The sequence below is a fragment of the Gilliamella sp. B3023 genome (assembly GCF_026536845.1).
GTDB classification, from domain to species: domain Bacteria; phylum Pseudomonadota; class Gammaproteobacteria; order Enterobacterales; family Orbaceae; genus Gilliamella; species Gilliamella apicola_E.
Genome location: NZ_JAFNNH010000017.1, coordinates 35,193 through 61,422, shown reverse-complemented (window position 1 = coordinate 61,422; position 26,230 = coordinate 35,193). Strand labels below are relative to the sequence as shown.

The window sequence follows — 26,230 nt, the reverse complement described above, 5'->3', positions numbered from 1 at the left end:
TGCCGAACTCAGAAGTGAAACGCCGTAGTGCCGATGGTAGTGTGGGTATTACCCATGTGAGAGTAGGGTGCCGCCAGACTTTTAATTTATAAACACACCAAAAAATACGGTGGAGCGGTAGTTCAGTTGGTTAGAATACCTGCCTGTCACGCAGGGGGTCGCGGGTTCGAGCCCCGTCCGTTCCGCCACCTTATCTAGGGGCGTAGTTCAATTGGTAGAGCACCGGTCTCCAAAACCGGGTGTTGGGAGTTCGAGACTCTCCGCCCCTGCCATAAAAATAATAGATTTGTTCTAATTTTAGTCATTCATTCAATTTTATTTATATAAATAAAAAAATTTTGTTTACAGATTAACTTTGTCAATTATAATTCCCGCCCAACAACTTTTATAATCTAGAGGATATAACATGGCTGAAAGTTTTGTAAGTCAACAACGTTTTTTTGATAATAAGAATTATCCAAGAGGATTTTCTCGTCATGGCGATTTTACTATCAAAGAAGCACAGATCTTAGAAAAATATGGTTGTGCTTTTAGAGATCTCGATGCAGAAACTAAAAAGCCAACTACATCAGAAGAGAAATCTTTTGTTGCAGTTTGTAAAGGGAAAAAGGAACCAGTTACAGATTATGAAAAAACATGGATAAAGTACCTTTCTAAAATTAACAAACCAAAACGTTTTCACACGTTATCAGGTGGAAAACCTCAAGTTGACGTGAGTGATGACTTTGTCGATAGTGATGATTAATTTATTAGCCAATATTTTTGTGCATTTGAATTAATAATCTATCCATAGAACGATAACTCAGTGCTTCTGAAATATGTTTTCGTTCTATGTTCTTTGAACAATCTAAGTCGGCGATAGTCCGAGATACTTTTAATATTCTATGCCAAGCTCGAGCAGAAAGTCCTAATTTAATTAAAGCCTGTTCTAAGTACTCATTATCTTCATCAGTTAACAAACAATGAATTTGAATTTCTTTTGGTGATAATTGACTATTTAACTTTTTATTTCTTATCATTTGAATTTTTCTAGCATCCATAACTCTTTTTTTCACTTTATCAGTTGGTTCAGTTACACTAACTTTTTGACTTAGTGTACCTTTAGGTAGTAATGGTACTTCAATTGATATATCAAAACGATCTAAAAATGGACCAGAAAGTCGATTTAAGTAACGTATAATTTGTTGTGGTGTTGTCCTATTATGAGTTCCATGATAATGACCCGTAGGGCTAGGGTTCATGGCGGCAATGAGTTGAAACTTTGCTGGAAATTTTATTTTTGCATTTGCCCTAGATATAACTATTTCTCCTGACTCAATGGGTTCTCTTAAGGCATCTAATACTTTACGGTTAAATTCTGGTAATTCATCTAAAAATAACACTCCATTATGGGCTAATGAAATTTCTCCTGGTTTAGGAATTGAGCCGCCACCAACTAAAGCTGCTGCTGATGCACTATGATGCGGGGCTCTAAATGGCCTTTTACGCCAATTTTTAATCGAACCATTAGCGCTAACAAGACTGGTGATTGCTGCACTTTCAAGTGCTTCATCATCTGATAATGATGGTAATAATGAAGTTAACCGAGTGGCTAGCATAGTTTTACCGGTCCCTGGTGGACCAATTAACAATAGATTATGTCCACCTGCAGCGGCAATTTCTAAGGCTCTTTTAGCATGTTCTTGACCAATTATATCTTGTAGGTTAATTATTTGCTCATCATCATCTTTGTATTCTCTGTATTCAACAGTAGGTAAATTAATTTCATTGTATAGATATTGGCATAGTTCTAATAAATTATGGGTAATTAACGTATTATTATGATGGATTAATGATATTTCAGATTGATTTTCTCTAGAAATAATCAATGTACGATTATTTTTTTTAGATGATATAGCAGCAGGAATAGCACCTTTTACTGCTTTAATCTCCCCAGATAAGGCTAATTCACCTAAAAATTCATATTTAGCTAGATTATCGTTAGGTATTTGTTCGGTTGCTGCAAGAATAGCGATAGCTATAGGCAAATCAAAGCGACTACCTTCTTTAGGAAGATCTGCTGGAGATAAATTAACAGTTATCTTTTTTGCTGGAAATGTAAAGCCGCTATTAATAATAGCGCTTCTAACTCGGTCTTTAGATTCTTTAACCGTTGCTTCTGGAAGACCAACCAGAACAAAACCTGGTAATCCATTACTAATATGTACTTCAACATTAATTTGAGGTGCTTGTATTCCAATAGAGGCTCTTGTATAAATAATTGCGAGAGACATAGTTTTGTCTTCATTAGTTTCTGATTTTTAGCACTTTATTAGTAATTAAATAATGTGAACAAATAGATAACTAAAAATGCGTGTTCCCTCGCAATAAATTTTCTAATTTTACTGATATTTTAATTTTTAGTTCTTAAAAAGAATTTAGAAATAAATAATGATATAAAAAATAAACAAGTATTACTTAATACAACAGAAGGACCTGTTGGAGTATCATAAATTAATGAAAACAGAATTCCACCCAAAATAGATAGCATCCCAATTAATATTGCAAAAAATGCCATTGATTCTGGGTTTTTAGCATAATATTTTGCTGTAGCAGCTGGAATGATTAATAGTGCAGTGATAATTAAAGCTCCAACAAATTTCATAGCAATACCAATTGTTAATGCTAAAAGTATTGTAAGCATAAATTTCGTTAGTGGTACATTAATGCCATGGCTAAATGCTAGTTCCTCACTAACAGTGATAAATAAAAATTGATTCCAACGCCATATCAACAGAATTCCAATTATTACTACACAAATTAAAATCTGATAAACATCAAACATTGTTATAGATAAAAGATCACCAAATAGATAACCCATCAAATCAATGCGTATACTATTCATTAAACTTATCACAACTAAACCAAGTGAAAGAGCGCTATGAGCTAAAATACCCAGTAATGTATCAACAGGTAGTTGTTTTTGAGATTCTAACCATAACAGCCCGATAGCTAATATCAGTGTCACTAAAACGATGGCATAGAATAGATTGATATCAAAAAGGAAGCCAAAAGCAACCCCTAATAATGCTGCATGAGATAACGTATCTCCGAAATAAGACATTCTTCGCCAAACAACAAATGTACCCAATGGACCTGTTAAACACGATAAGCATAAACCTGCAAGTAAAGAGGGTAAGAGTAACTCAATCATTATTTTGTTCCTCTTGAATCAGGTAATATAATTTTTCTATTATGATCATTATGATGCTGGCAACAATCATTATTGTGATGGTGCTTATATAAAGCGATTTGTGATGCGCCGTGAGGTCCAAATAAAGAAACAAATTCTGGATCGTTTGAGACACTAGCCGGTGTTCCTGAACAACAGATATGATGGTTTAAACAAATTACTTCATCTGTTTTTGCCATAACTAAATGTAAATCATGTGAAACCATTACAACACCACAACTAAACTTCGTTCTAGCATTAATAATTAAATCATACAATAGCACTTGTCCATTTACATCTACACCTTGTGTAGGCTCATCTAAAATAAGTAGTTTTGGGCGTTTTGCTAATGCTTGAGCAAGTAGCACTCGCTGTAACTCCCCGCCTGATAATTGATGCATAGATCGATCAATCAGGTATTGAGCTTTTACTAAAGATAATGTTTGGATGATATCATCATAACTTAATTGTTTATTTAGCTGCATAAACCGTTTGACGGTTATAGGTAAAGTTGGATTCAAATTTATTGATTGAGGAACATAACCGATAGTCAAATCAGAAGCACGTTCAATGGTGCCTGTTGTAGGTGAAATTAATCCTAAAATAACTTTGACGAGTGTTGATTTTCCTGCACCATTTGGACCTAGAATCGTAATAATTTGGCTTAAGTTAATCGTCAATGAAACATCATATAATATTTTTTGTTGATTTATTTTAACCGAAATATTATTTAGAGCCATTAATTGTGTCATGATATCGATAGTCCTTGCCGATCAATATGTTATGTTATATTATAACAATAATATGGTTTTATTCCATCATATTTTATAAATATTGGATGACAAAGTGAAAAATTCAACTAAAAACATCAGACGAGTTCTACGTTTTCTTGCTCAACTTACGCTAATCGTTATTGGATTAACAAATAATGTTAATGCCACTGTAATTTCCTCAGTAAGGCCGATAGGTTTTATTACTGAAGCAATTGCATCAGGTGTAACAAATACAGATATACTATTGCCGGATGGCGCATCTCCTCATACTTATTCATTGAAACCCTCCGATTTGGCTAAAATTAAGAATGCTGATTTAATAATTTGGGTTGGTGAAGATATGGAAGTTTTTATGCCAACTGTTTTAAAAAATGTTGATGAACACAAGCAGATAGAATTAATGGATGTTCCCGAAATTAAGAGTTTGCTTAGAACCAATCATCACGATGAAGAAATACCTCATGATGATAATGACCATCATCATGGTGAATATGATGAACATATATGGCTTTCGCCAAAAATTGCTAAAATTATTGCAAAATCAATCCATGATAAGCTTATAGAACTGTATCCTAATAAAGTGCAGTTGCTTGATGCAAATCTGAACGAATTCATTACAAATCTATCAGAAACAGAACAAAACATTGCAAAAAAACTAATTAGCGTACAAAATAGAGGGTATTTTGTGTTTCATGATGCATATGGGTACTTTGAATCACAGTTCGGATTAAAAAATCTAGGAAGTTTTACCATAAACCCAGCAGTACAGCCTGGCGTTCAAACTGTCTATGCAATTCAAAAAAAGCTAGCGGAACATCAAGCAGTCTGTGTTTTTAGAGAGCCACAGTTTAGCCCTGCAGTTATAAAGAAGTTAGTAAATGGTACAAATGTTAAAATTGGTGAATTAAATCCATTAGGGACAGGTATCATTGTCGAAAAAGGTGCCTATTCACACTTTTTATTAACATTAACTCAGGAGCTGTTGGATTGTTTAGATAAAAAATAGTTTAGATTATAAGATAGTTAAGGTTAATTTTGGCACAGCAGATTAAATCCCCTAATATTGCAAAAAATAAATTCAAAATTCCCTATTTTTCAGTATTAGGAGCCCTTGTTGTTGTTATTTTTGTAACTATATTGTGGCGACCTTTAAATTTAGATCGCACAGTGTACGTCCCTCTAAATTCTCAAGCTCAAACTACAGTTACAGATACGCCTTCGTCTTCAGTTGTTATTGGCGATGGGCGAATTGATATGCTTAGTGATAAGTCTAAAACTGACAATGTTACAGAGTCGTCTGATGTTCCTGAAGATGATATAGCTAAAGACGAATTAGATGATCTTGCTGAAGAAAAAGATAACACAGTGCAATATACCATATCACGTGGTGATACATTACACGATATTTTGAATCGTTATAATGTAAATAAAAATGATATTGCACAGTTAACAGGTAAGTATAAACAACTAGCCAATTTGAGAATTGGTCAGCAGGTTAGTTGGACGACCGATGATAATCATAATTTGCTGACTTTTAACTGGACAATATCAACTAATAATGTTCGAATTTTTGAAAAGTCAGGTAATCAATTTATAGAAAGTACTGAAACAGTAGAAGGTGTCTCACAAAATAATGTTATTAAAGGTGAGCTGAAATCCAGTTTTGTAGCTGATGCGCGTAAAGCTGGTTTAACGAGTAATGAGATTGGAATTATTACACGTGCATTGCAGTGGCGTTTGGATTTTCGACGTTTAAAAGTAGGCGATAAATTCGTGGTATACTTATCTCGTGAAATGCATGGAAATCGTTTATCAAATAGTAAATTACTTGGTGTTCGCATTAAAAATGGGTCTAAAGATTATTATGCGATTCTAGCTGATGATGGTAAATACTATGATATTAATGCAGGTAGTTTATCTCAAAGTTTTTTCCGATATCCTTTAGCTAAAAAAGCTCGCGTATCATCAGGTTTTAATCCGCGTCGGTTACATCCAGTTACAGGAGTTGTTACACCACATAATGGTGTTGATTTTGCAGTATCTAGAGGAACGCCAGTATTATCTGTAGGAAATGGAGAAGTTGTTATTGCGAAATACAGTGGCTCAGCAGGTAACTATGTCGCTATACGCCATGGTAGGCAATATATGACGGCATACATGCATTTAGACAAAATTTTAGTGAAACCAGGCCAACAAGTTAAACAGGGTGACAAAATTGGTTTATCTGGTAATACAGGGCGTTCTACTGGACCACATTTGCATTTTGAATTACATATCAATAATAAACCTGTTAATCCATTAACAGCAAGTTTACCGATTAATGAAGGTTTAACCGGTAAGTCTAAAAAAGCATTTATAGAAAAAGTTAAAAATATTCAGCCACAACTTAGTTTTTAATTGATTTTCTATATTTAACTATATTATTTAAACTAAAATATCTTATTGATAAGAAGCTCAATGCTTCATTAAAAAGTTATGTTATTATAAGTTAATTTTATTTAATCTTAATATTGGGTGCAGTTTGAACAGACCAACTAAAAAGAAATCGACTAAAAAAGCTTCAAAAAAAAATAAGAAATCATTGTGGCGTCGACTTTGGTCGTTGCTTTTCAAATTATGTCTTATCTTTGTTGCTGTAACTGTCGTTTATGGGATTTATTTAGATCAACAAATTAAAGAACGTATAGATGGTAATGTTTGGGAATTACCTGCGGCTGTCTATGGACAGATAGTCGACCTTGAACCAGATAGTGATTATAGTCTTAGTGATGTTGTTACTTTGCTAAAAGGTGCACAATATCGTCAGCAAGATAGTAAAGCAACTCGACCAGGCGAATTTATTGTTCAAAATGGTGCTGTTGAAATTTACCGTCGTCCATTTACATTTCCTGATGGTGAAGAAAAAGCTTTTCGTGTCAAAATTACTTTCTTTGAAAACAGGATAGATCGCATATCTAATTTAGACACAGGTCGTGATTTTGGCTTACTTAAGATTGATCCTAAATTAATAACGATGATGCATTCCCCAAATGGTGAACAACGGCTTTTTGTGCCTTTAAGAGAATTTTCTGACTCGTTAATAAAAACCTTAGTTGCAACTGAAGATAAACGTTTTTATGACCACCATGGTGTAAGTTTATATTCTATTGGTCGAGCTATATATGTTAATTTAACAACAGGTCGTACTGAAGGTGGAAGCACACTAACACAACAAACGGTTAAAAACCTCTTTTTAACGAATGAGAGAAGTCTCAGTCGTAAAATACGTGAAGCCTATATGGCTATCATTTTAGATGCTCGATATAGTAAAGAACGTATTTTAGAACTTTACTTAAATGAAGTTTATTTAGGTCAAGCTGGTAGTGAAGAAATTCATGGCTTCCCATTAGCAAGCCTTTACTATTTTGGTCGACCAGTTAATGAATTGACATTAGATCAGCAAGCTGTATTAGTAGGTATGGTAAAAGGTGCTTCGTACTATAATCCTTGGACTCAACCACAACAAGTGATTGAACGTCGTAATGTTGTATTAAAACTTGCTGAGCAACAAGGAATTATTGATGAGGAATTATATAATTTACTCAGCCAACGCCCACTTTCAGTCTTACCAAAAGGTGGTGTGATATCACCGCAACCAGCATTTATGCAAGTTGTCCGTAGTGAGCTGAGAAAACAGTTGGGTGATAAAGCAGACCACCTGTCAGGAATGAAAATTTTCACCACATTCGACCCAGTTGCTCAGGCTGCAGCAGAACAATCGGTTACGGATGAAATAGAAACATTACGTAAATCGACTAATAAAGAATTACAAACAGCAATGGTTATTGTTAGCCGTGAGACAGGTGAAATCCGTTCTATTATTGGTAGCGCTGAGCCACGTTACCCTGGTTATAACAGAGCGTGGTTAACTAGACGAGCAATTGGTTCACTGGCAAAACCGTCAACCTACTTAACTGCATTAGGTCAGCCAGAACGTTATCAGCTTAATACTTGGTTAAACGACAACCCACTATCAATCAAACTTGATAACGGCGGTTATTGGCAACCGAAGAATTTTGATCGGAAATTTCGCGATAAAGTGATGTTAATTGATGCATTAGCTCTTTCACTTAACGTACCTACAGTTAACTTAGGTATGTCATTAGGTTTAGACGCAACTAAAACGACTTTACAAGCATTGGGGGTACCTGAAGATCGTATCCCTAATTTGCCTTCTCGCTTATTAGGTGCTCTAGAGTTAACACCATTAGAAACAGCACAAATGTTCCAAACTATTTCCAATAATGGCCAACGTGCACCGCTCACAATACTACGGTATGTATTAACTGATAAAGGTGAACTTGTTTATCAAAATTACCCGCAACAAATTCAAGCGGTTTCTCAGCAATCGGCTTATTTAACCACTTACGCTATGCAACAAGTCGTTGAATCAGGAACATCACGTTCATTGAAAGCTAAATATGGATCTTTCAATTTAGCTGCCAAGACTGGAACAAGTAATGATTCGCGTGATAGTTGGTTTACTGGTATTGATGGAAAAAATGTTGCAGTCATTTGGATAGGGCTTGATGATCATTCACCTATGAAATTAACAGGCGCTACAGGTGCATTAAAAATATATAGTGAATACTTACAAAATAATCCACCGAAAAAATTACAGCTTTCAGTACCACAAAATATCTTTATGGTACCTATTGATAGTAGTGGCCAATGGCAGTGCGATGGAGGAGGAGTAAGGACTTTACCTGCATGGACGGTCAATCCGCAAAGTTTATGTGCTGTTAGTTCTCAAACTGAGACAAATCAATCGGCTCCTAGCTGGGTTACTGACATGTTCAATAATTAAATGAGATTATTAAATGCCTGAATTACCAGAAGTAGAAACTAGTCGGCGTGGTATTTTACCTTATTTAAAAGGCCAAATTATCAAACAAGTTGTTGTTCGACAACCCAAGCTTCGTTGGCCTATTGATGTGGCTATCTCCGATGCTCAAGGTCAAATAATAATAGATATTACAAGACGTGCTAAATATTTATTATTACAGTTGACGCAAAATTGGATTGTAATTCATTTAGGTATGTCTGGTAGCTTACGCATAGTAAAATCAAACCAAAAACCAGATAAACATGATCATGTTGATTTGGTATTAGAAAATGGTGTGACATTACGTTATACCGACCCAAGGCGTTTTGGGTCGTGGCTTTGGACTAATTCTATTGATGATCTTAAACAATTGAAGCATTTAGGATTAGAACCTCTAAGCGAGGAGTTTTCAGCAAACTATCTTTTCGAAAAAGCGACTAATCGAAATATTCCTATAAAAAGCTGGATTATGGACAACCATATTGTGGTTGGTGTTGGTAATATTTATGCTTCAGAATCATTGTTTATGGCAAAAATTAATCCGCACCGGAAAGTAAATAGTTTAACTTTAGAAGAATTTGAACGATTAGTCACAGCAATTAAACAAGTGCTCACCAAATCTATAGAACAAGGTGGTACTACACTTAAAGACTTTGTTCAATCTGATGGTAAACCGGGTTATTTTGTACAAAAGCTCCAAGTATATGGTAGAGAAGGCGAAAAGTGTTTAATTTGTAAATCTGACATAAAGTCTCATCGAATAGGCCAACGCAATACATTCTATTGTGAAAAATGCCAAAAATAGCAAATTTGGAAATATATTCTTATTGATCATTCTTTAATATCTTTAGCTTGATTATATTTAATTTAAATAAAAATTTTTTGGCGACTACTTTTAACTCCACCCAAATCAGAATAGTATAGTAAATAAGCGACAGTAATTGCGAATATAAGAATAATAAATAATTTATATAGAAAAATCTTTTTTACTCAAATAGCTATGGACTTGTTACGCAATTTCGGCTATCTTTCACGCTGATATTTATATTTAGTAAAGAGTGATACCATTTAATAACATTTTATTAATTGTTAAAAGGTTTTATCTTTTTGTATTTAAATACGGTTGTTATACTTATTTTAACTTAAATATATTTCTTTTTGATTAAGGAATTTAAGATGATCAAATTTGCTTCTCGCTTTTTGATAGCTTGTTTTGTTTTTTTATATACAATGATAGCTACTGCTGAAGTTAGAATTATAATCACTGATGGCGTAAGTTCTGCTAAACCAATTGCGGTCATACCATTTAAATGGACAGGTAGTGGTGAACCTCCACAAGTTGTGGATAATATTATTGCTTCTGATTTACGCAATAGTGGTAAATTTAATCCAATTGATGTGGCAGCAATGCCGCAAAAACCAACTACCGCTTCTGAAGTCAATCCTAGTGTTTGGAGCAATATTGGTATTTCTGCCGTTGTAGTCGGAACAATCCAACCTGATGCATCAGGAAAATATCTTATCACCTATCAATTAGTTGATACAGTTGAACGTCCTGGTGCTGTCTTAGTTGAAAATCAGTTTCCTATTGAACAACGTTGGTTACGTTATGCAGCCCATACTGCAAGTGATGAAATCTTTGAAGCGTTAACTGGTATCAAGGGTGCTTTTAGAACACGTATTGCCTACGTCGTTAAAAATAGTAAGGGTCCTTACACACATGAATTACGTGTATCTGACTATGACGGATTTGATCAAGTCACCGTACACCGTTCAAAAGAACCATTAATGTCACCAACATGGTCACCTGATGGCAAAAAAATAGCCTATGTAACTTTTGAAAGTGGTCGTTCTGCATTAGTGTTAAAAACATTAGAAAGTGGTGCAGTTGAAACTATTGCATCTTTTCCACAGCATAATGGTGCACCAGCATTTTCACCAGATGGTAGCAAATTAGCTTTTGCCTTATCAAAAGGTGGTAGCTTAAATTTATATATGATGAATTTAAGAACTAAGAAAATTACTCAAATTACCTCTAGCCGCAGTAATGACACTGAACCTTCATGGATGCCTGATAATGAAACTATTGTTTATACATCTGATCAGGCGGGACGTCCTCAACTTTATTCAATTAACATTAACAGTGGGGCATCACAACGTATAACTTGGGATAATACTCAGAATCAAAATGCTCGCGTATCTCCAGATGGTAAGTTTATTGCTGTAATTTCAACTAATAATGGTGAGCAACATATTACTCGATATGATCTAGAAACGAATACTTATCAACGATTAACTGATACGTTTTTAGATGAAACACCGAGTATTGCTCCAAATGGCACTATGATTATCTACAGTTCATCGCAAGGTTTAGGTACAATTTTAAATCTTGTTTCAACTGATGGTAATTTTAAAGCAAGGTTACCAGCGACTGATGGACAAGTAAAATTCCCATCGTGGTCACCTTATTTATGAGGAACGACTAAATTTTAAGCAATAATATAATTATTAAAATTGTGTAAATGTGAAGGTCGTTATAATATATACTTCTAATCTTTCTAGTTGGTAACAGGTGTTACTTTGAAGTTGGTTAGAAGTATACAAAATATAAATAATAATTTATTTAAACACAAAGGAGTTAATTCAATGCAATTTTCTAAATTTCTTAAGGTAGCTGCAGTTGCTTTACCATTAATTGCTGTGACAGCATGTTCTTCAAACAGCAGCAGCAAAGCAGGTAACGGTTCTTTATCTAAAGAAGCTCTAGCTCAATTACAAAAATTACAACAAATCAATACAGTTTATTTTGATTATGATAAATACAATGTTAAATCAGAATATTCAACATTATTAAATGCACATTCAATCTTTATGCGTGCAAATTCATTCTTAAATGTTGTTATTGAAGGTCATGCCGATGAACGTGGTACTCCAGAATACAATATCGCGTTAGGTGAACGTCGTGCAGCAGCAGTTAAATCTTACTTACAAAGTAACGGTGTTTCTGGTGAACAACTTTCAATCGTTTCTTATGGTAAAGAAAAACCAGCAGTATTAGGTCACAACGAAGCAGCTTATGCTAAAAACCGTCGTGCAGTAATTACTTACGCTGGATATTAATCCCATCTTATGACGGCTGATTTATCAGCCGTTTTTTATGTTTAAGTTCACGTCGAGTTTATATAATATGTATAAAAAAATACTCACATTGTCCTTATTTTTATTATTTGCTGGATATGGTTGTGCTGCTGGTAGTTCTGATGTGGATAGAACAATACAAGCACAAGGACAGTTGATAATCCAGAATCAACAAAAAATTAATGATCTACAATCTGATGTAGATACACTTCGTGGTCAATTGGAAGAAACTAAGCATCAACTTAACCAAACAATTGAACGTCAAAAAATGATATTACAGCAAATGACTAATGGGACAGGATTCTCATCAAATCCAAATGATGAAACCCAAGGTGACAGTTCTGATTCAACATCAAGCACTGATGCTGGGGCATCGCCATCATCATCTTCAGGTTTATCTGGATGGTCTACTTCAGGTGATGATAAAGCGGATTATAATTACGTCATGCAATATATTAATGATGACAAACAGAGTGATGACGTAATTATAGCCTTTCAAAATTATCTAAAAGCCTACCCAAAGACAAGTTACCGTGCAAATGTAAATTATTGGCTTGGTCAACTTTGTTATAAAAAAGGTAAAAAAGATAATGCATCATTTTATTACGCAACAGTAGTAAAAGATTTTCCATCTTCTCCAAAAGCAGCAGATAGCCTTTACAAAGTGGGTTTAATTTTACTTGATAAAGGTGATAAAAAGAATGCCAAAACTGTTTTTCAACAAGTCGTAAATAAATACCCTAAAGATAAAAAGACAGTTGATCTAGCAAATAAAAAAATAGCATCGTTATAATAAAGTGTATAAATAACCAGCTATTGAATAAAAATAGCAATAAAAGGGTTGCACCGCCTTATAATTATAAGTATTATAGCAACCCGAAATTGCTTGAAGCGTTAAGTAATAAAGCAGAAAGTAATTCTATCAAAATGGGTTGTTAGCTCAGTCGGTAGAGCAGCGGACTTTTAATCCGTTTGTCGAGCGTTCGAATCGCTCACGACCCACCACTTCCTCTTACATAATGAATTTATCTTCCAAACAAACTAGACATACTAAACTTGTCGGTTTGGTGATCTGATTAAAAATCTATTTTAATAAAATCCACTGTTAGTTATTAGAAGATAATTCAAAAAAAATCAAATAATCAAAATATTACCATATCATCCACTAACTAACTTAGAGACTTTCAAATCAAATTTATATTTTTATAAAAATATGATTTAAGGTTTATATTGAAAGCCGCCAAGATAGAAAAAAGTTGTAATCGCAAATAACAATCATTATCATTAAAAACTGTTGTTTTAAAATTAATCAAACAATAGGAAAAATAATGAAATTAGTTAATCAATTAGTCTTCCCATGTACTCTGGGCTTATTTACTTTTATAGTTTACGCTCAAGATAAAGTTAATGATGATATTGAAACTATGAAGGTAGTCGCTAAGGATAATAATGATCAGCGCATAAAACTATCATCAACTGCAACTAAACAAACCTTTGAAATAAAGGATATTCCTCAAACCATTAATTCGATTAACCTTGAACAACAAAAAATTTATGGACAAAATGATCTCAGTGTCATTGTCAATAAATTACCCGGAGTCGATGCAACTTATGATATGCGAGATGAAGGTATCAAAATTAGAGGGTTTTCTGCTAGTTCCGGCGATATTTACCGAGATGGTGTCCGTGCTAGCGGACAAGTTAGACAAAGTACAGCTAATATAGAGCGAATTGAAATTTTAAAGGGACCTGCTTCGGTACTTTATGGTCGAGGTTCAGGTGGTGGAATCATAAATATGATCAGTAAGCAGGCAAATTTTGATTCACCGTCTACCTTGAGTTTACGAGGTGGATCTTGGGATAAATATGGTGGAATGATAGATGTTAACCATGTTTTAAGTGATGAACTTGCCGTACGAATGACTATAGATCACCAATCAGATAAAGGTTTTCGTAAAGGCATTAAACAACGAGATACAATGGTTTCGCCAAGCGTTTTGTATGATAATCTAAACGGATTTAATTGGTTAGTACAATATACAAATGATAAATTATGGCGTAAACCAGATAGGGCGCCGGCTTATTATGATTTACCAAGAGGTGTTTCAATCAAAACGGCCTATGCTCACCCAGATGATTATGTAAAAGATAATTTTAATTCGTTACGTTCGGTGATGGGATATGAATTTGATCATCATTGGTCTATTAAATTAACAAATATGTATCGTAAAGCTGAGCAAAATTTCGATCATCTTTATGCTGGTAATTATTGTGATTGGAATGGGAAATTAAACAATGGTAAGCCGTGTAATTACAAAGGTAAATTAAAATTCCGTCGAGCTTGGCAAGAAACTTCGAACAAAACCTACAGTAATACCCTTGATTTAGCCGGTAAATTTAATACTGCAAGTATTGCCCATGATATGTTAATCGGAGTTGAATATAACATTGAAAAAAGGGAACCACGATTAGCTTTAGCTAGCCAATATCCTGAAGCTGTGGATCCTTATCATCCTCATTGGCGCTCTAAAAAGCCTCACTTCACAACATTGAATACCAAAACTAATCATAAAGCTACTTCTAGAGGGTTATATTGGCAGGATCTCATCAGCTTTACAGAACAATGGAAATTACTTGCAGGATTACGTTATGATAATTATGAATTTGCTTCAGATAACAAATTGAATCATCAAAATCGGTCATATGATGGTCACACTTTAAGTCCACGTATTGGTTTAATTTGGCAACCGATTGCGTCTCAAAGTTTTTATGCTTCGTATAGTAAAAACTTTGCACCTTATGGTGGTAGAGGTTTAATAACCATAGCTACAGATTCTAAAACTGTTTATGATGATAAGCCTCAGTATTCACGTCAGTATGAAATCGGTGTCAAAAGTGATTGGTTTAATGATAAGCTCTCTACTCAAATCGCACTCTATGATCTTGAACTTTATAATGTTAGGTATCAACCTGACTCGGTCAATGATCCTTATAATTGGCAAGTTAGAGGCAGTGATCGCAGTCAGGGAATAGAGTTGAATGCTATTGGACAACTAAGTAAAAATTGGTATATCAATAGCGGTATTGGTTATCAACAAGCTAAAGTGCATAAAGATAAAAAAACACCAGCTAACCAAGGAAAATACCTATCTAATACAGCTAAACATAGTGGCTATCTTAGTGTTCGCTACCTTCCACATGAAGATTGGTTCACGGAAGTGGGATTTGATTATAAAGGTTCAATGTATAATGATGATAAAAACCTCGTTAAACGCCCTGGATATGGAACATGGAATGCCGCAATCGGTTATCAAACACGATCTGTTGATCTAACCTTAGCATTAACCAATTTATTGGGTAAAAAATATTGGCGCTCAAGTAGTATGCCAGGCACTCCTCGCGCATTTTTATTAACTGCAAGTTATAAATTATAATATTCGATAAGTATTTTTAAGAGGGAATGGTATTCCCTCTTGTTGATTATTTTTAAACTTTCGCCGCTAATTCAATAATTTTCATCGTGACTTCGAATGATTTCAAGAATGATGATAATGGTAAAAACTCAAAACAAGAATGGAAGTTATGTGCGCCAGTAAAATAGTTTGGCGTGGTGAGTCCTCTTGCTGATAGTGCTGAACCATCTGTTCCTCCACGCATGGCGATAGTATTTGGTTTAATACCCAATAATTCAAATGATTGGTAAATCAAATCAATACAACGACGATCATCACCTAAATAATTAGCAATATTGCTATAGATATCAGTAATTTGACATTCAATTTTTGCTTTAGGGTATTTACGACTGATAAAACTAACCACATCTTGAATGTAAGTTTTACGAGCTTCATATCGAGTTAAATCAAAATCACGAATGCTCATTTTTAATGTAGTTGTGCTTTGGTTACCAATAATATCATTAAACCAAAAATATCCTTCTTTACCTTCGGTATGTTCAGGTGTTTCAAAGCTATCAAAACAGTTAATAATATCATTCGCTATGCGAATTGGATTGATTAAGACATTTTTTGCTGACATAGGATGAGCAGATACACCCTCAATTTCAAACGTAACCGAGCCAGCATTGAATGTTTCATAAACGATTTCACCCAATTCACAGCAGTCAATGGTATAAGCAAAATCAGGTTTAAAACGTTGCAGATCCAGTTTTTTGGCGCCATTTAACCCAACTTCTTCATCTGGCACGAAAGCAACATAAATATCACCATGTGGGCAATTTTGCTGTTGCAACTGATCTAACATGGTCATGACAACTGCAATTGCTGCTTTATTATCAGCGCCTAGAACACTGGTACCATCTGTAACGAGCAGCTCTTCATTGAGATACTTCTTCAACTCTGGATGTTCTGCCACCTTAAACCAAATATCTTTGCCTTTATTTAATAAGATATCTTCACCAGTAAAAGTCACCCTTTGTGGATTAATCTTCTCTGACAGTGCGACATCTACAGTATCAAGATGCGCAACAAAGCCAATTTTTGGCGCATTAGGTTGGTTACCGGTTAATTTGGCTGTCACAATACTATGTTCATCAAGGTGAACATCTTGTAACTTCAAATCAATTAACTCTTGTTCAAGTTGTTTTGCTAAATTAGTTTGTCCTGGAGTAGAGGGCACAACTGCCGAGCCAGCTTTGCTTTGGCTTGGAATACTTACATAACGTAAAAATCGTTTAACTAATTGTTCGGTAATATTCATGATTAAAATCCTTATCTGCGATTAACTAGTTATTGGAGGATAGACATAACCACTATCAAAACCGATAGGAAGACCTAAAAACCAAAACAGTAATAAATTTATTGTCAAAGCAATTAAGAGAGCAGCCGTATATGGGATCATCATCGAACTCAAAGTACCCACACCAGTGTTTTTACAATACTGCTGACAATAAGCAATGATCAAAGGATAAAAAGCAAACATAGGCGTGCTAACATTAACTGCTGAACTGATACGATAAGCTGCTTGGGTTAATTCTGGCGAGATCCCCACAGACATAAGCATCGGAACAAAAATCGGCGCTAAAATAGCCCATTTGGAAGAGGCTGAAGTGATTAACACATTAAGCAGACTAGTTAGAATTATTACGCCAAAAATAGTAACAACTGATGGCAAATGTAATGCTTTTAAAAACTCAGCTCCACCAATAGCAATTAAGGTACCAATTTGTGAGTTTGAAAATACATATAAAAATTGCGCACAAAAGAAAGCAAAAACAATAAATGGAATAAGTGACTTAGTAATATTTTCCATTGATTTGACGATATCTCGCGATGATTTAAATGCGCCAGTGATAAAGCCATGAATTAAGCCTGGTATTGCAAAAAATACAAATAACAACGGCACAATAATTTGCATGATTGGTGCTTTGTTACTCGTCATACTACCGTCGGGTGCGCGTAATAAAGAATCTTCTGGTAATAAAACCAATACTAAGCCGACAGCAATAATTAAAAAAACAGCTGATGCAATTTTAAATGCTTTATTTTCTATTGGTGAAATCTCAGGAGAATCAGCAATGTTATCTAATTGAATATCATTGTTTAAAGGCATCGTGGCATTTAAGCGAGGCTCAACAATCTTATCTGTAACAAACCAGCAGGCTATCAATACAAAGAAAGTACCACCAAAACTTAAAAAGTAATTACAAAGAACATTGACTTGATATGTCGGGTCAATAATTTGAGCGGCGCTTTGTGTAAAGCCTTGCATTATTGGATCAATAATTGAAGGGGTATAGCTTGAACTAAAACCTCCAGCTAATCCTGCAAATGCAGCAGCAATCCCCGCTAATGGGTGACGCCCTGTCGCATAAAACATCATTGCTGACACAGGCATTAAAATTACATAAGCAGAGTCTGACGCGATATGACAAACCATACTGACAAAAATAACTGATGGAGTAACCAGTTTTTTAGGTGTGATAGCTAATAATTTTTTGAGCAGAACATGAATATAGCCACTGCTTTCAGCAATACCAATACCCAATGTAGCTACAATGGTAATTCCAAGAGGTGGAAATGAGACAAAATTTGATACAAGTTTTGTAAAAAAGGTAACTAATTGGTTGGGTGCTAACATATTCACTACTGCCAGTTTTTCTTGCGTTACTGGATTAATATAATTAAAGCTGACAAAAGAAAGTAATAATGAAGCAACCAGACAAATTATTAATGCATAAAAGAAAAGAGTTGTAACATCAGGAATTTTGTTTCCAATTCGTTCTATTGTATTTAAAAATCCACCAGTTTTTAATGGTGACGTATTTTTTATTTGATTCATGAAAAAAAGTGTAAATATTATTCGGGAAAACAATGTAACATAGTTTAATAATGTAAGTAAACAATGCGTTGGCGCGATTTTAATGACTTAAAAAACCCCGTTCCTCAACTTTTTTTACATTATTTTTACTTATGGGATTTACTAATTTTGAATTTTCTTTAATGTGCATAATATTTAATATTTCGCTAGTATAGAATTCCTGTTAACGATGACATCTAAATTTATTGTTTTTAATCAAAGTTAACAATAAGTATTGCTGCAAGATTGCATAAAACAAAAATAATGCTATATTGTCTGAATATTTAATCATAAAAAAAGAATAAATATTCAATCATCCTGATTGTGAGTAAGGCTCTAAAGGATATTATAATATAAGCAATGGGAGCTTAATTATGGTTTTCGATATTGATTTAATAAAAGATATTTATCAACATTACCCGCAAAAAATTGATCTTATTCGCCAGAAAATTGGAAAACCATTAACCTTGACGGAAAAAATCCTTTATGCCCATCTTGCTGAAGGTGAAGAGCTTAAAGCTTATAAAAGAGGGGAAGATTATGTAAATTTTTCCCCAGATCGTGTCGCTATGCAAGATGCAACGGCACAAATGGCACTATTACAATTAATGAATTCTGGTCGTAAACGAGTTGCGGTACCTTCAACAGTCCATTGTGATCACCTTATTCAAGCTTATAAAAATGCCCATGATGATCTCATCATTGCTGAAAGTAATAACCATGAAGTTTATCAATTTTTACGTGATGTTTCGAACAAATATGGCATCGGGTTTTGGAAGCCTGATGCAGGAATCATTCACCAAGTAGTGCTTGAAAATTATGCCTTTCCTGGTGGGATGATGATCGGTACCGATTCGCATACCCCTAATGCAGGTGGCCTATCCATGATTGCCATTGGTGTTGGTGGCGCTGATGCTGTTGACGTGATGGCGGGTATGCCGTGGGAACTAAAAATGCCAAAAATTATTGGTGTAAAGCTAATTGGAAAATTATCTGGCTGGTCATCACCAAAAGATGTCATTTTAAAACTAGCTGGTATTTTAACCGTTAAAGGTGGTACTAATTCAATTATTGAATATTTTGGAGAAGGTACTGAGTCGTTATCAGCTACTGGTAAAGCAACAATTTGTAATATGGGAGCTGAAGTCGGCGCAACAACCTCAATCTTCCCTTACAGTAAAAAATCTGCTGATTATCTTGCCATGACTGGTCGTCAAGAAGTAGTGGATTTAGCTAATACATTGGTAGATTGTTTCAATCCTGATAAAGAAATTTTAAAGCAACCTGAAAATTATTATGACCAAGTTATTGAAATTAATTTATCTACCTTAGAGCCTTATGTGAATGGTCCATTCACACCTGACTTAGCTTATCCTATTTCAGAGCTTGCTTCTGCCGTAAAAGAACACGATTATCCAGACAATATGGAAGTTGGACTTATTGGATCATGTACTAATTCTTCTTATGAAGATATGATGCGCGCAGCTTCAGTTATTGATAGTGCTAATAAATTAGGCTTAAAAGTAAATGCAAAATTAATTATCAATCCTGGCTCAGAGCAAGTTAAATATACTTCTAAACGTGATGGCATTTTAAGTCGTTTTGAACAAGCAGGTGCTGCTATTATGGCTAACGCATGTGGCCCTTGCATTGGGCAATGGCGTCGTGATGAAGTTGCCGATGAACACAAAAATTCGATTGTCACCTCGTTCAATCGTAATTTTGCTAAACGTAATGATGGTAGCCCAAACACTTATGCGTTTGTTTGTTCCCCAGAAATTGTAGTGGCATTATCAATTGCAGGTAAATTAAGCTTTAACCCACTTACTGACCATCTCATTAATGTTAAAGGTGAAAAAGTGAAACTTACTGAGCCACTCGGTGATGAGTTGCCAAAACAAGGATTTGCGGTTGATGATGCTGGATATATTGGGCCAATAGCTGATGGTAGTGCAGTTGAAGTTCGTATCGATCCTCATTCAGATCGACTACAACAGCTTTTACCTTTCACTCCTTGGGATGGTAAAGATATTATTTCGCAACCACTATTGATTAAAGCAACTGGTAAATGTACCACAGACCATATTTCAATGGCTGGTAAGTGGCTAAAATTTCGTGGTCATCTAGATAATATTTCAAATAATATGCTAATAGGTGCGGTTAATGCCTTTAATCAAAAAACGAACTGTGTGTTGGATGCTCAAACGGGAGATTATGTTGAAGTACCTGCATTAGCACGTAAATTAAAATCACAAGGAATCGGGTCAATAGTTGTTGCTGAAGAGAATTATGGTGAAGGTTCATCAAGAGAACATGCTGCAATGGAACCACGTTTTTTAAACGTTAAAGCCATTGTGGTTAAATCGTTTGCTCGTATTCATGAAACCAATCTAAAAAAACAAGGTATGCTTGCTTTAAACTTTGTCAATAAAGATGACTATGACAAAATTCGTGAAGATGATCAAATTAGCATTACTGGACTCAGTAATTTTGCTCCTGGAAAAAATCTAACATTAACCCTTCATCATCGTGATGGTAGTAAAGAGTCTTTCGCCGTTTCGCACACTTACAATCAAGCACAAATTGAATGGTTCAAGGCAGGTAGTGCATTGAATAAGTTAAAAGAAGAAGTTAAGTAAAATAAGAGGAATAGACAATATGAATCAGCAAGTTTCAATTGAAAATGGACAATTAGTTGTACCAAATCATCCAACGATTCCTTTTATTGAAGGTGATGGTGTGGGTAAAGAGATTTGGCACGCTGCTCGAGCTATTTTTGATAAAGCAGTTGAAAAAGCTTATCAAGGTAAGCGTAGTATTCAATGGAAAGAAGTACTTGCTGGTGAGAAGTCGTTTAATTTAAATGGATCATGGCTACCTGAAGAGACCATGAGTGCCTTCAAAAATTATCTTATCGGTATCAAAGGACCATTAATGACACCTGTTGGCGGAGGGATTCGCTCACTAAATGTTGCATTGCGCCAAGAATTAGATCTTTATGTTTGTTTGCGCCCTGTCCGTTGGTTCAAAGGTGTTGAATCACCAATAAAGCATCCTGAAAAAGTAAACATGACCATTTTTCGTGAAAATACCGAAGATATATACGCCGGTATTGAATGGCAACAAGGTTCTGATGATGCTGAAAAGTTTTATCATTTTTTATCTGAACAAATGAAAGTAACTAAAGTTAGGTTCCCTAAAACCTCAGCTTTTGGAGTGAAACCTGTCTCAATTGAGGGATCTGAACGCCTAATACGCTCAGCAATCAAGTATGCATTACAACATAAATTACCGTCTGTGACCCTTGTTCATAAAGGTAATATTATGAAATTTACCGAAGGTGGATTTAAGCAATGGGGTTATGAACTTGCGGAAAGAGAATTTGCTGACGCAGTTTTCACCATGAATCAATATGCAAAAATTCAGAAGGCCCAAAGTAAAGCAGCAGCAGAACAAGCATTACAAACCGCTAAAGCAAACTCTAAATTAATTATTAAAGATGTTATTTGTGATGCATTTTTACAAAATACATTATTAAAACCTGAGGACTATTCTGTTGTTGCAACATTAAATCTCAATGGTGATTATGTATCGGATCAGCTGGCTGCCATGGTTGGTGGTATTGGTATTGCGCCAGGTGCTAATATTAATTATTTAACCGGACATGCTATATTTGAAGCAACACATGGTACTGCACCTGATATAGCAGGTCAAAATCAAGCCAATCCATCATCACTTATATTGTCAGGAGTGATGATGTTTGAATACTTAGGTTGGCATGAAGTAGGACAATTAATCACTAATGCGATGGAAAGTTTGTTTCAATTAGGTAAAGCAACAACTGATTTAGCACGCTTTATGCAAAATGGACAATCATTATCAACAACTCAATTTACTCAAGCAGTAATCGATAATTTATAATTCAAAGGGGATGGTTAATGAAAGAAAAGTTCTTGGTTTATAAATTATCGGAAACCATTAAAAATACTAGTAAAATTGAATCGCAGTTATTCGAACAATTTAATGTAAAACGTGGATTACGTAATGCAGATCATACTGGTGTATTAGTTGGATTAACCAAAATTGGTGATGTATTAGGCTATGAACGCTTAGAAGATGGTTCTCTAAAACCAATTGCCGGTAAATTATTATACCGAGGAATTGATATTGAAGAGCTGGTTCATAATGCTCAACAAGAGCGACGAACAGGGTTTGAAGAAACTATCTATTTATTATTATCTGGTTACTTACCCGATAAAGAAGAATTACGAGATTTTTCACGTTTACTCTGTGAGTCGATGGCGTTAGAAAAACAAACTAAGATTGCCATAATGGAACTTGAAGGCCATGATGTGATGAACATTTTGGCTAGAACTGTTCTTGAAATGTATACTTATGATCCTGAACCTGATGATACCTCACGTGATAATTTAATGCGTCAATCCATCGATTTAATTGCTAAATTCCCAGCAATTATTGCTTATGCTTACAATATGTTAAGTCATAGTGCTAAAGGTAAATCACTGCATATCCGCCATCCACACGAAGATTTTTCAATTGCAGAAAATTTTCTCTATATGATGAAAGGATCCGGTCGATACACAGAACTTGATGTAAGAGTACTTGATTTAGCCATGATTATTCATGCTGAACATGGTGGCGGGAATAATTCAACTTTTACCGTTCGCGTAACGAGTTCTACGGGTACCGATACTTACTCATCTATTGCTGCAGGTATAGGATCATTGAAAGGTCCATTGCATGGTGGGGCTAATTTGCAAGTAGGAAAAATGCTTAAACATCTTGCCGAAGAGATTAAAAATTGGACTGATGCAGATGAAATTGATGCATATCTACAACGTATTTTAGATAAAGAAGTGTTTGATCGAAAAGGGTTAATTTATGGTATTGGTCATGCGGTTTATACCGTATCAGACCCAAGAGCCATGTTGCTAAAAGAGATGGCCCATAAACTTGCTCAAGAAAAAGGCCGAGAAAAAGAATTTAACTTTCTAAACTTACTTGAGGAACGTGCGATTCATGCAATAGTTAATCGTAAAAATGCCAGAACTAAAAAACAAGTCTGTGCTAATGTCGATTTTTATTCAGGTTTTGTTTATGACATGATTGGGTTACCAAAAGAAGTTTACACACCACTATTTGCTATGTCGCGAATCGTTGGTTGGTGTGCTCATCGCATTGAAGAACTTAATTTTGATGATCGTCGAATTATACGTCCTGCCTATAAAAACATTGGCGAACTTATGCCTTTTATTCCTTTGAAAGATCGTTGATACATATACCGTCAGTATCATTCTGACGGTGATATTAAAATGGCTGTTTATTAAAAAATCATGGTGATTTAGAACAATAGTTTGTAGACTATGCTTCATTAATCGTTTTTGACTATGTACTTGGTACATAAATCGTATATGAATCTTTTAAAATCTTTAGCTACAGTTAGCTCAATGACAATGGTTTCACGCGTTTTGGGGTTTGTTCGTGATGCTATTATTGCCCGTTTTTTTGGAGCGGGAATGGCTACGGATGCATTTTTTGTTGCTTTTAAACTGCCCAATTTACTTCGACGAATTTTTGCTGAAGGGGCTTTTTCCCAAGCTTTTGTACCGATTTTAGCTGAATATAAAAATCAGCAAGGCATTGAGGCTTCACGTACTTTTGTGGCTTATATCGCAGGTTTATTAACACTGGTATTAGCTATCGTTACTTTAATTGGTGTTGTAACTGCACCATTTATTATAATGATAACTGCACCAGGTTTTATGCAAGAATCATCAGATAAATTTGAACTTGCAACAATTATGCTACGAATTACTTTTCCTTATATCTTTTTTATCTCACTTGCATCATTAGTGGGCGCTATACTTAATACTTGGAATCGTTTTTCTGTACCTGCATTTGTGCCAACATTGTTAAATATTAGCATGATTGCTTTTACCTTATTCTTAACCCCTTATTTTAATCCACCAGTGCTTGCGTTAGCTGTTTCTGTTGTGGTGGGGGGAGTTTTACAATTGCTATATCAGCTACCTTATTTGAAAAAGATTGGTATGTTGGTTTTGCCTCGTATTAGTTTTAAAGATAGTGGTGTTTGGCGAGTGTTAAAGCAGATGGGTCCCGCTATCTTAGGTGTATCAGTCGGTCAAATATCGTTAATTATTAATACAATATTTGCATCATTTTTGATTTCAGGTTCTGTTTCATGGATGTATTATGCTGATAGATTAATGGAATTTCCTGCAGGTGTACTAGGTGTTGCATTAGGAACTATTTTGTTACCCTCTTTAGCCAAAAGTTTTGCCAAAGGTGACCACAAACAATATTCAGAGTTGTTAGATTGGGGACTTCGCCTCTGTTTTTTATTAGCTTTACCAAGTACTGTGGCATTAGGTGTTATTTCTAAACCATTAATATCAACTCTTTTCGAGTATGGTCAATTTACTTTAAATGATACTTTGATGACTCAACGCGCATTAGTCGCTTATTCAATTGGTTTGCTTGGATTAATTTTGATTAAAGTATTAGCCCCCGCATTTTATTCCAGACAAGATATTAAAACACCGGTGAAAATTGCAATAATAACCCTTATTTTAACGCAATTGATGAATCTGGCTTTTATTGGACCTTTACAACATGCAGGCCTTTCATTATCAATTGGACTTGCAGCATGTTTTAATGCTGGTTTATTGTTTTGGCAACTTCGTAAGAAGAAACTCTACCAACCACAACCAGGTTGGTATCGATTTTTACTCAAGGTTATTATTGCTGTTTTATTGATGTCAGTAGCGTTGTGGTTTGGAGCTCAGTTATTACCCGATTGGTCTACAGGCTCAATGCTAACTAGAATTGGATATTTATTCTTGCTAGTTATTGTTGGTATTTGTATCTATTTTGGCTCGTTGGTCTTGATGGGCTTTAAAATAAAACATTTTATTAAAAGAATTGAATAAGTTGTGGTATTGATAACAAGGAAGTTAAATGCAAAAAGTATCTTTTTTTAAATTGCCGTTAACAGGATGTTTAGTTTATTTTTTATTTAGCACATTTTTGAATACATCTTTTTTATATTTGCAACACAATGCTTCAATTCCAGATAATATGTTTTGGTATTTCTTTTTTGAATCAGATTTTTTATTTCGGTTTTTATTTGAAAAAAGTTTTATAGAAGCATTATGGGTTTTTGGTCTTTTAGCGGTCTTCTTTTATTCTTTCCATATTCATATTGTTAATAAAGCTATTATAATTTCACTAATCATTTTAATGTTGATTTATTCAATTATTGCATCTTTCATTGCAATTAATACAAACGTTAAACCCCAAAATTATCACCTTTATTCAATATTATTTAGTTTAGCATTTGCTATTATTCGTTATTCACTCGAAGTCTTGCTTTTGTATTATTTAATTGACTTTTCTAAAATTTATTTTGTTAAAGATCAAAATGAATTTATTTTGACTAAAAAAAATTCCTCTGAAATTCACTTTATTCTTTTTTCTATTTTTAGTGGCTTTATATTGATTAAAGGTTTTAACCTTCTTTATGAACCTCTTTCAAAAAAATTTGATATTTCTAATTTTTTTACTGCTATTTATCTGAGTGCTTTATTATTGGGTCTTGTATTGAGCAAAAGATGGTTTCATATTTTTTCTAATAAAGTTATCTATATAAAACTTTTTAAAAGTGTATCAATATCAAATATTTTAATTTTAGCCGTTGTTTATATTATCTTTACCATTATTTATGACAATCCAACCAAATACTATATTGATTTGTTTGATATATTATTTAAGTATATTCGTATATTATTTTTATTGATATTTCTTATTTTATGGATTTGCCTAGTACTTAATAAAATAACTAAATATTATTTTGGTAAGACAAATTTTAAGAGTGCCAAAACCAGTTAG

The 26,230-nt window shown here is 34.4% G+C and carries 19 protein-coding genes and 3 tRNA genes; 17 read left to right on the top strand and 5 right to left on the bottom strand.

Translation table 11 applies throughout. The features are described 5' to 3' along the window. Positions 1-111 precede the first annotated feature (111 nt). From J3U16_RS09880 to J3U16_RS09870, 3 genes are all read left to right on the top strand, one after another. Positions 112-188, top strand: a tRNA-Asp gene (locus J3U16_RS09880). 8 nt (positions 189-196) lie between these two features. Further along, positions 197-272, top strand: a tRNA-Trp gene (locus J3U16_RS09875). A gap of 134 nt (positions 273-406) precedes the next feature. After that, the gene (locus J3U16_RS09870) at positions 407-745 is read left to right on the top strand and encodes a DUF413 domain-containing protein (RefSeq protein ID WP_065562455.1); all 339 of its coding nucleotides are present in this window, start codon (positions 407-409) and stop codon (positions 743-745) included. 4 nt (positions 746-749) lie between these two features. Here J3U16_RS09870 and J3U16_RS09865 read toward each other — a convergent pair whose 3' ends face one another. The 3 genes from J3U16_RS09865 to znuC all read right to left on the bottom strand — a co-directional run bounded on the left by J3U16_RS09865 (position 750) and on the right by znuC (position 3,963). Next, positions 750-2,273, bottom strand: coding sequence for a YifB family Mg chelatase-like AAA ATPase (locus J3U16_RS09865; protein WP_267342975.1), 1,524 nt, complete (start codon positions 2,271-2,273; stop codon positions 750-752). A 119-nt stretch (positions 2,274-2,392) separates the two neighbouring features. After that, the gene (gene znuB, locus J3U16_RS09860; protein WP_267329982.1) at positions 2,393-3,193 is read right to left on the bottom strand and encodes a zinc ABC transporter permease subunit ZnuB; all 801 of its coding nucleotides are present in this window, start codon (positions 3,191-3,193) and stop codon (positions 2,393-2,395) included. Beyond that, entirely contained in the window at positions 3,193-3,963 is a 771-nt protein-coding gene (znuC, locus tag J3U16_RS09855) for a zinc ABC transporter ATP-binding protein ZnuC (protein ID WP_267329983.1), read from the bottom strand. Before znuC ends, znuB begins: the two co-directional genes overlap by 1 nt. 94 nt (positions 3,964-4,057) lie before the next feature. Between znuC and znuA the strand changes: the two genes are divergently transcribed. The 9 genes from znuA to J3U16_RS09810 all read left to right on the top strand — a co-directional run bounded on the left by znuA (position 4,058) and on the right by J3U16_RS09810 (position 15,420). After that, positions 4,058-4,990 carry a zinc ABC transporter substrate-binding protein ZnuA gene (znuA, locus tag J3U16_RS09850; protein ID WP_267329984.1) on the top strand — a complete coding sequence of 311 codons (933 nt, stop codon included), beginning with the start codon at positions 4,058-4,060 and terminating at the stop codon, positions 4,988-4,990. A 29-nt stretch (positions 4,991-5,019) separates the two neighbouring features. Further along, the gene (gene mepM / locus J3U16_RS09845) at positions 5,020-6,381 is read left to right on the top strand and encodes a murein DD-endopeptidase MepM (protein ID WP_267329985.1); all 1,362 of its coding nucleotides are present in this window, start codon (positions 5,020-5,022) and stop codon (positions 6,379-6,381) included. Between the two features lie 124 nt (positions 6,382-6,505). Further along, on the top strand, positions 6,506-8,830 hold the full coding sequence (gene mrcB / locus J3U16_RS09840) for a bifunctional glycosyl transferase/transpeptidase (protein ID WP_267329986.1): 2,325 nt from the start codon (positions 6,506-6,508) through the stop codon (positions 8,828-8,830). Between the two features lie 13 nt (positions 8,831-8,843). Further along, a complete protein-coding gene (gene mutM / locus J3U16_RS09835) occupies positions 8,844-9,653 on the top strand; it encodes a bifunctional DNA-formamidopyrimidine glycosylase/DNA-(apurinic or apyrimidinic site) lyase (RefSeq protein WP_267329987.1) in 810 nt (269 codons plus the stop codon). Positions 9,654-10,027: 374 nt separating this feature from the next. Continuing rightward, the gene (tolB, locus tag J3U16_RS09830) at positions 10,028-11,323 is read left to right on the top strand and encodes a Tol-Pal system beta propeller repeat protein TolB (RefSeq protein ID WP_065735188.1); all 1,296 of its coding nucleotides are present in this window, start codon (positions 10,028-10,030) and stop codon (positions 11,321-11,323) included. Between the two features lie 171 nt (positions 11,324-11,494). Next, a complete protein-coding gene (gene pal, locus J3U16_RS09825) occupies positions 11,495-11,968 on the top strand; it encodes a peptidoglycan-associated lipoprotein Pal (RefSeq protein ID WP_065562447.1) in 474 nt (157 codons plus the stop codon). Positions 11,969-12,035: 67 nt separating this feature from the next. Beyond that, positions 12,036-12,779: a tol-pal system protein YbgF gene (gene ybgF / locus J3U16_RS09820; RefSeq protein WP_065735159.1), complete on the top strand. Its 744-nt coding sequence runs from the start codon at positions 12,036-12,038 to the stop codon at positions 12,777-12,779. A 136-nt stretch (positions 12,780-12,915) separates the two neighbouring features. Continuing rightward, positions 12,916-12,991: transfer RNA gene (locus J3U16_RS09815), tRNA-Lys, on the top strand. Positions 12,992-13,314: 323 nt separating this feature from the next. Further along, positions 13,315-15,420, top strand: a complete 2,106-nt coding sequence (locus J3U16_RS09810; protein ID WP_267329988.1) for a TonB-dependent receptor — start codon at positions 13,315-13,317, stop codon at positions 15,418-15,420. A gap of 52 nt (positions 15,421-15,472) precedes the next feature. Here the strand turns inward: J3U16_RS09810 and pepT are convergent, their stop codons facing one another. Next, complete coding sequence (gene pepT / locus J3U16_RS09805; RefSeq protein ID WP_267342974.1) at positions 15,473-16,702, bottom strand: peptidase T; 1,230 nt, start codon at positions 16,700-16,702, stop codon at positions 15,473-15,475. A 21-nt stretch (positions 16,703-16,723) separates the two neighbouring features. Beyond that, entirely contained in the window at positions 16,724-18,283 is a 1,560-nt protein-coding gene (locus J3U16_RS09800) for an AbgT family transporter (RefSeq protein ID WP_065735161.1), read from the bottom strand. Between the two features lie 392 nt (positions 18,284-18,675). Here J3U16_RS09800 and J3U16_RS09795 point away from each other — a divergent pair, with 392 nt between their 5' ends. From J3U16_RS09795 to J3U16_RS09775, 5 genes are all read left to right on the top strand, one after another. Next, the gene (locus J3U16_RS09795) at positions 18,676-20,940 is read left to right on the top strand and encodes an aconitate hydratase (RefSeq protein ID WP_065735162.1); all 2,265 of its coding nucleotides are present in this window, start codon (positions 18,676-18,678) and stop codon (positions 20,938-20,940) included. A gap of 19 nt (positions 20,941-20,959) precedes the next feature. Next, entirely contained in the window at positions 20,960-22,222 is a 1,263-nt protein-coding gene (gene icd / locus J3U16_RS09790; protein ID WP_267342973.1) for an NADP-dependent isocitrate dehydrogenase, read from the top strand. A gap of 17 nt (positions 22,223-22,239) precedes the next feature. After that, positions 22,240-23,595 carry a citrate/2-methylcitrate synthase gene (locus J3U16_RS09785; RefSeq protein ID WP_065562440.1) on the top strand — a complete coding sequence of 452 codons (1,356 nt, stop codon included), beginning with the start codon at positions 22,240-22,242 and terminating at the stop codon, positions 23,593-23,595. Positions 23,596-23,733: 138 nt separating this feature from the next. Beyond that, positions 23,734-25,272: a murein biosynthesis integral membrane protein MurJ gene (gene murJ / locus J3U16_RS09780; RefSeq protein WP_267342972.1), complete on the top strand. Its 1,539-nt coding sequence runs from the start codon at positions 23,734-23,736 to the stop codon at positions 25,270-25,272. Positions 25,273-25,300: 28 nt separating this feature from the next. Next, positions 25,301-26,230 carry a hypothetical protein gene (locus J3U16_RS09775; protein WP_267342971.1) on the top strand — a complete coding sequence of 310 codons (930 nt, stop codon included), beginning with the start codon at positions 25,301-25,303 and terminating at the stop codon, positions 26,228-26,230.

What these genes read in the sequence shown, in the direction of transcription:
- icd (WP_267342973.1), top strand. Translation starts at nt 20,960, where the DNA reads ATGAATCAGCAAGTTTCAATTGAAAATGGACAATTAGTTGTACCAAAT.
- mutM (WP_267329987.1), top strand. Translation starts at nt 8,844, where the DNA reads ATGCCTGAATTACCAGAAGTAGAAACTAGTCGGCGTGGTATTTTACCT.
- znuB (WP_267329982.1), bottom strand. Translation starts at nt 3,193, where the DNA reads ATGATTGAGTTACTCTTACCCTCTTTACTTGCAGGTTTATGCTTATCG.
- J3U16_RS09865 (WP_267342975.1), bottom strand. Translation starts at nt 2,273, where the DNA reads ATGTCTCTCGCAATTATTTATACAAGAGCCTCTATTGGAATACAAGCA.
- J3U16_RS09870 (WP_065562455.1), top strand. Translation starts at nt 407, where the DNA reads ATGGCTGAAAGTTTTGTAAGTCAACAACGTTTTTTTGATAATAAGAAT.
- J3U16_RS09800 (WP_065735161.1), bottom strand. Translation starts at nt 18,283, where the DNA reads ATGAATCAAATAAAAAATACGTCACCATTAAAAACTGGTGGATTTTTA.
- znuC (WP_267329983.1), bottom strand. Translation starts at nt 3,963, where the DNA reads ATGACACAATTAATGGCTCTAAATAATATTTCGGTTAAAATAAATCAA.
- murJ (WP_267342972.1), top strand. Translation starts at nt 23,734, where the DNA reads ATGAATCTTTTAAAATCTTTAGCTACAGTTAGCTCAATGACAATGGTT.
- J3U16_RS09810 (WP_267329988.1), top strand. Translation starts at nt 13,315, where the DNA reads ATGAAATTAGTTAATCAATTAGTCTTCCCATGTACTCTGGGCTTATTT.
- pepT (WP_267342974.1), bottom strand. Translation starts at nt 16,702, where the DNA reads ATGAATATTACCGAACAATTAGTTAAACGATTTTTACGTTATGTAAGT.
- J3U16_RS09795 (WP_065735162.1), top strand. Translation starts at nt 18,676, where the DNA reads ATGGTTTTCGATATTGATTTAATAAAAGATATTTATCAACATTACCCG.
- ybgF (WP_065735159.1), top strand. Translation starts at nt 12,036, where the DNA reads ATGTATAAAAAAATACTCACATTGTCCTTATTTTTATTATTTGCTGGA.
- J3U16_RS09785 (WP_065562440.1), top strand. Translation starts at nt 22,240, where the DNA reads ATGAAAGAAAAGTTCTTGGTTTATAAATTATCGGAAACCATTAAAAAT.
- J3U16_RS09775 (WP_267342971.1), top strand. Translation starts at nt 25,301, where the DNA reads ATGCAAAAAGTATCTTTTTTTAAATTGCCGTTAACAGGATGTTTAGTT.
- pal (WP_065562447.1), top strand. Translation starts at nt 11,495, where the DNA reads ATGCAATTTTCTAAATTTCTTAAGGTAGCTGCAGTTGCTTTACCATTA.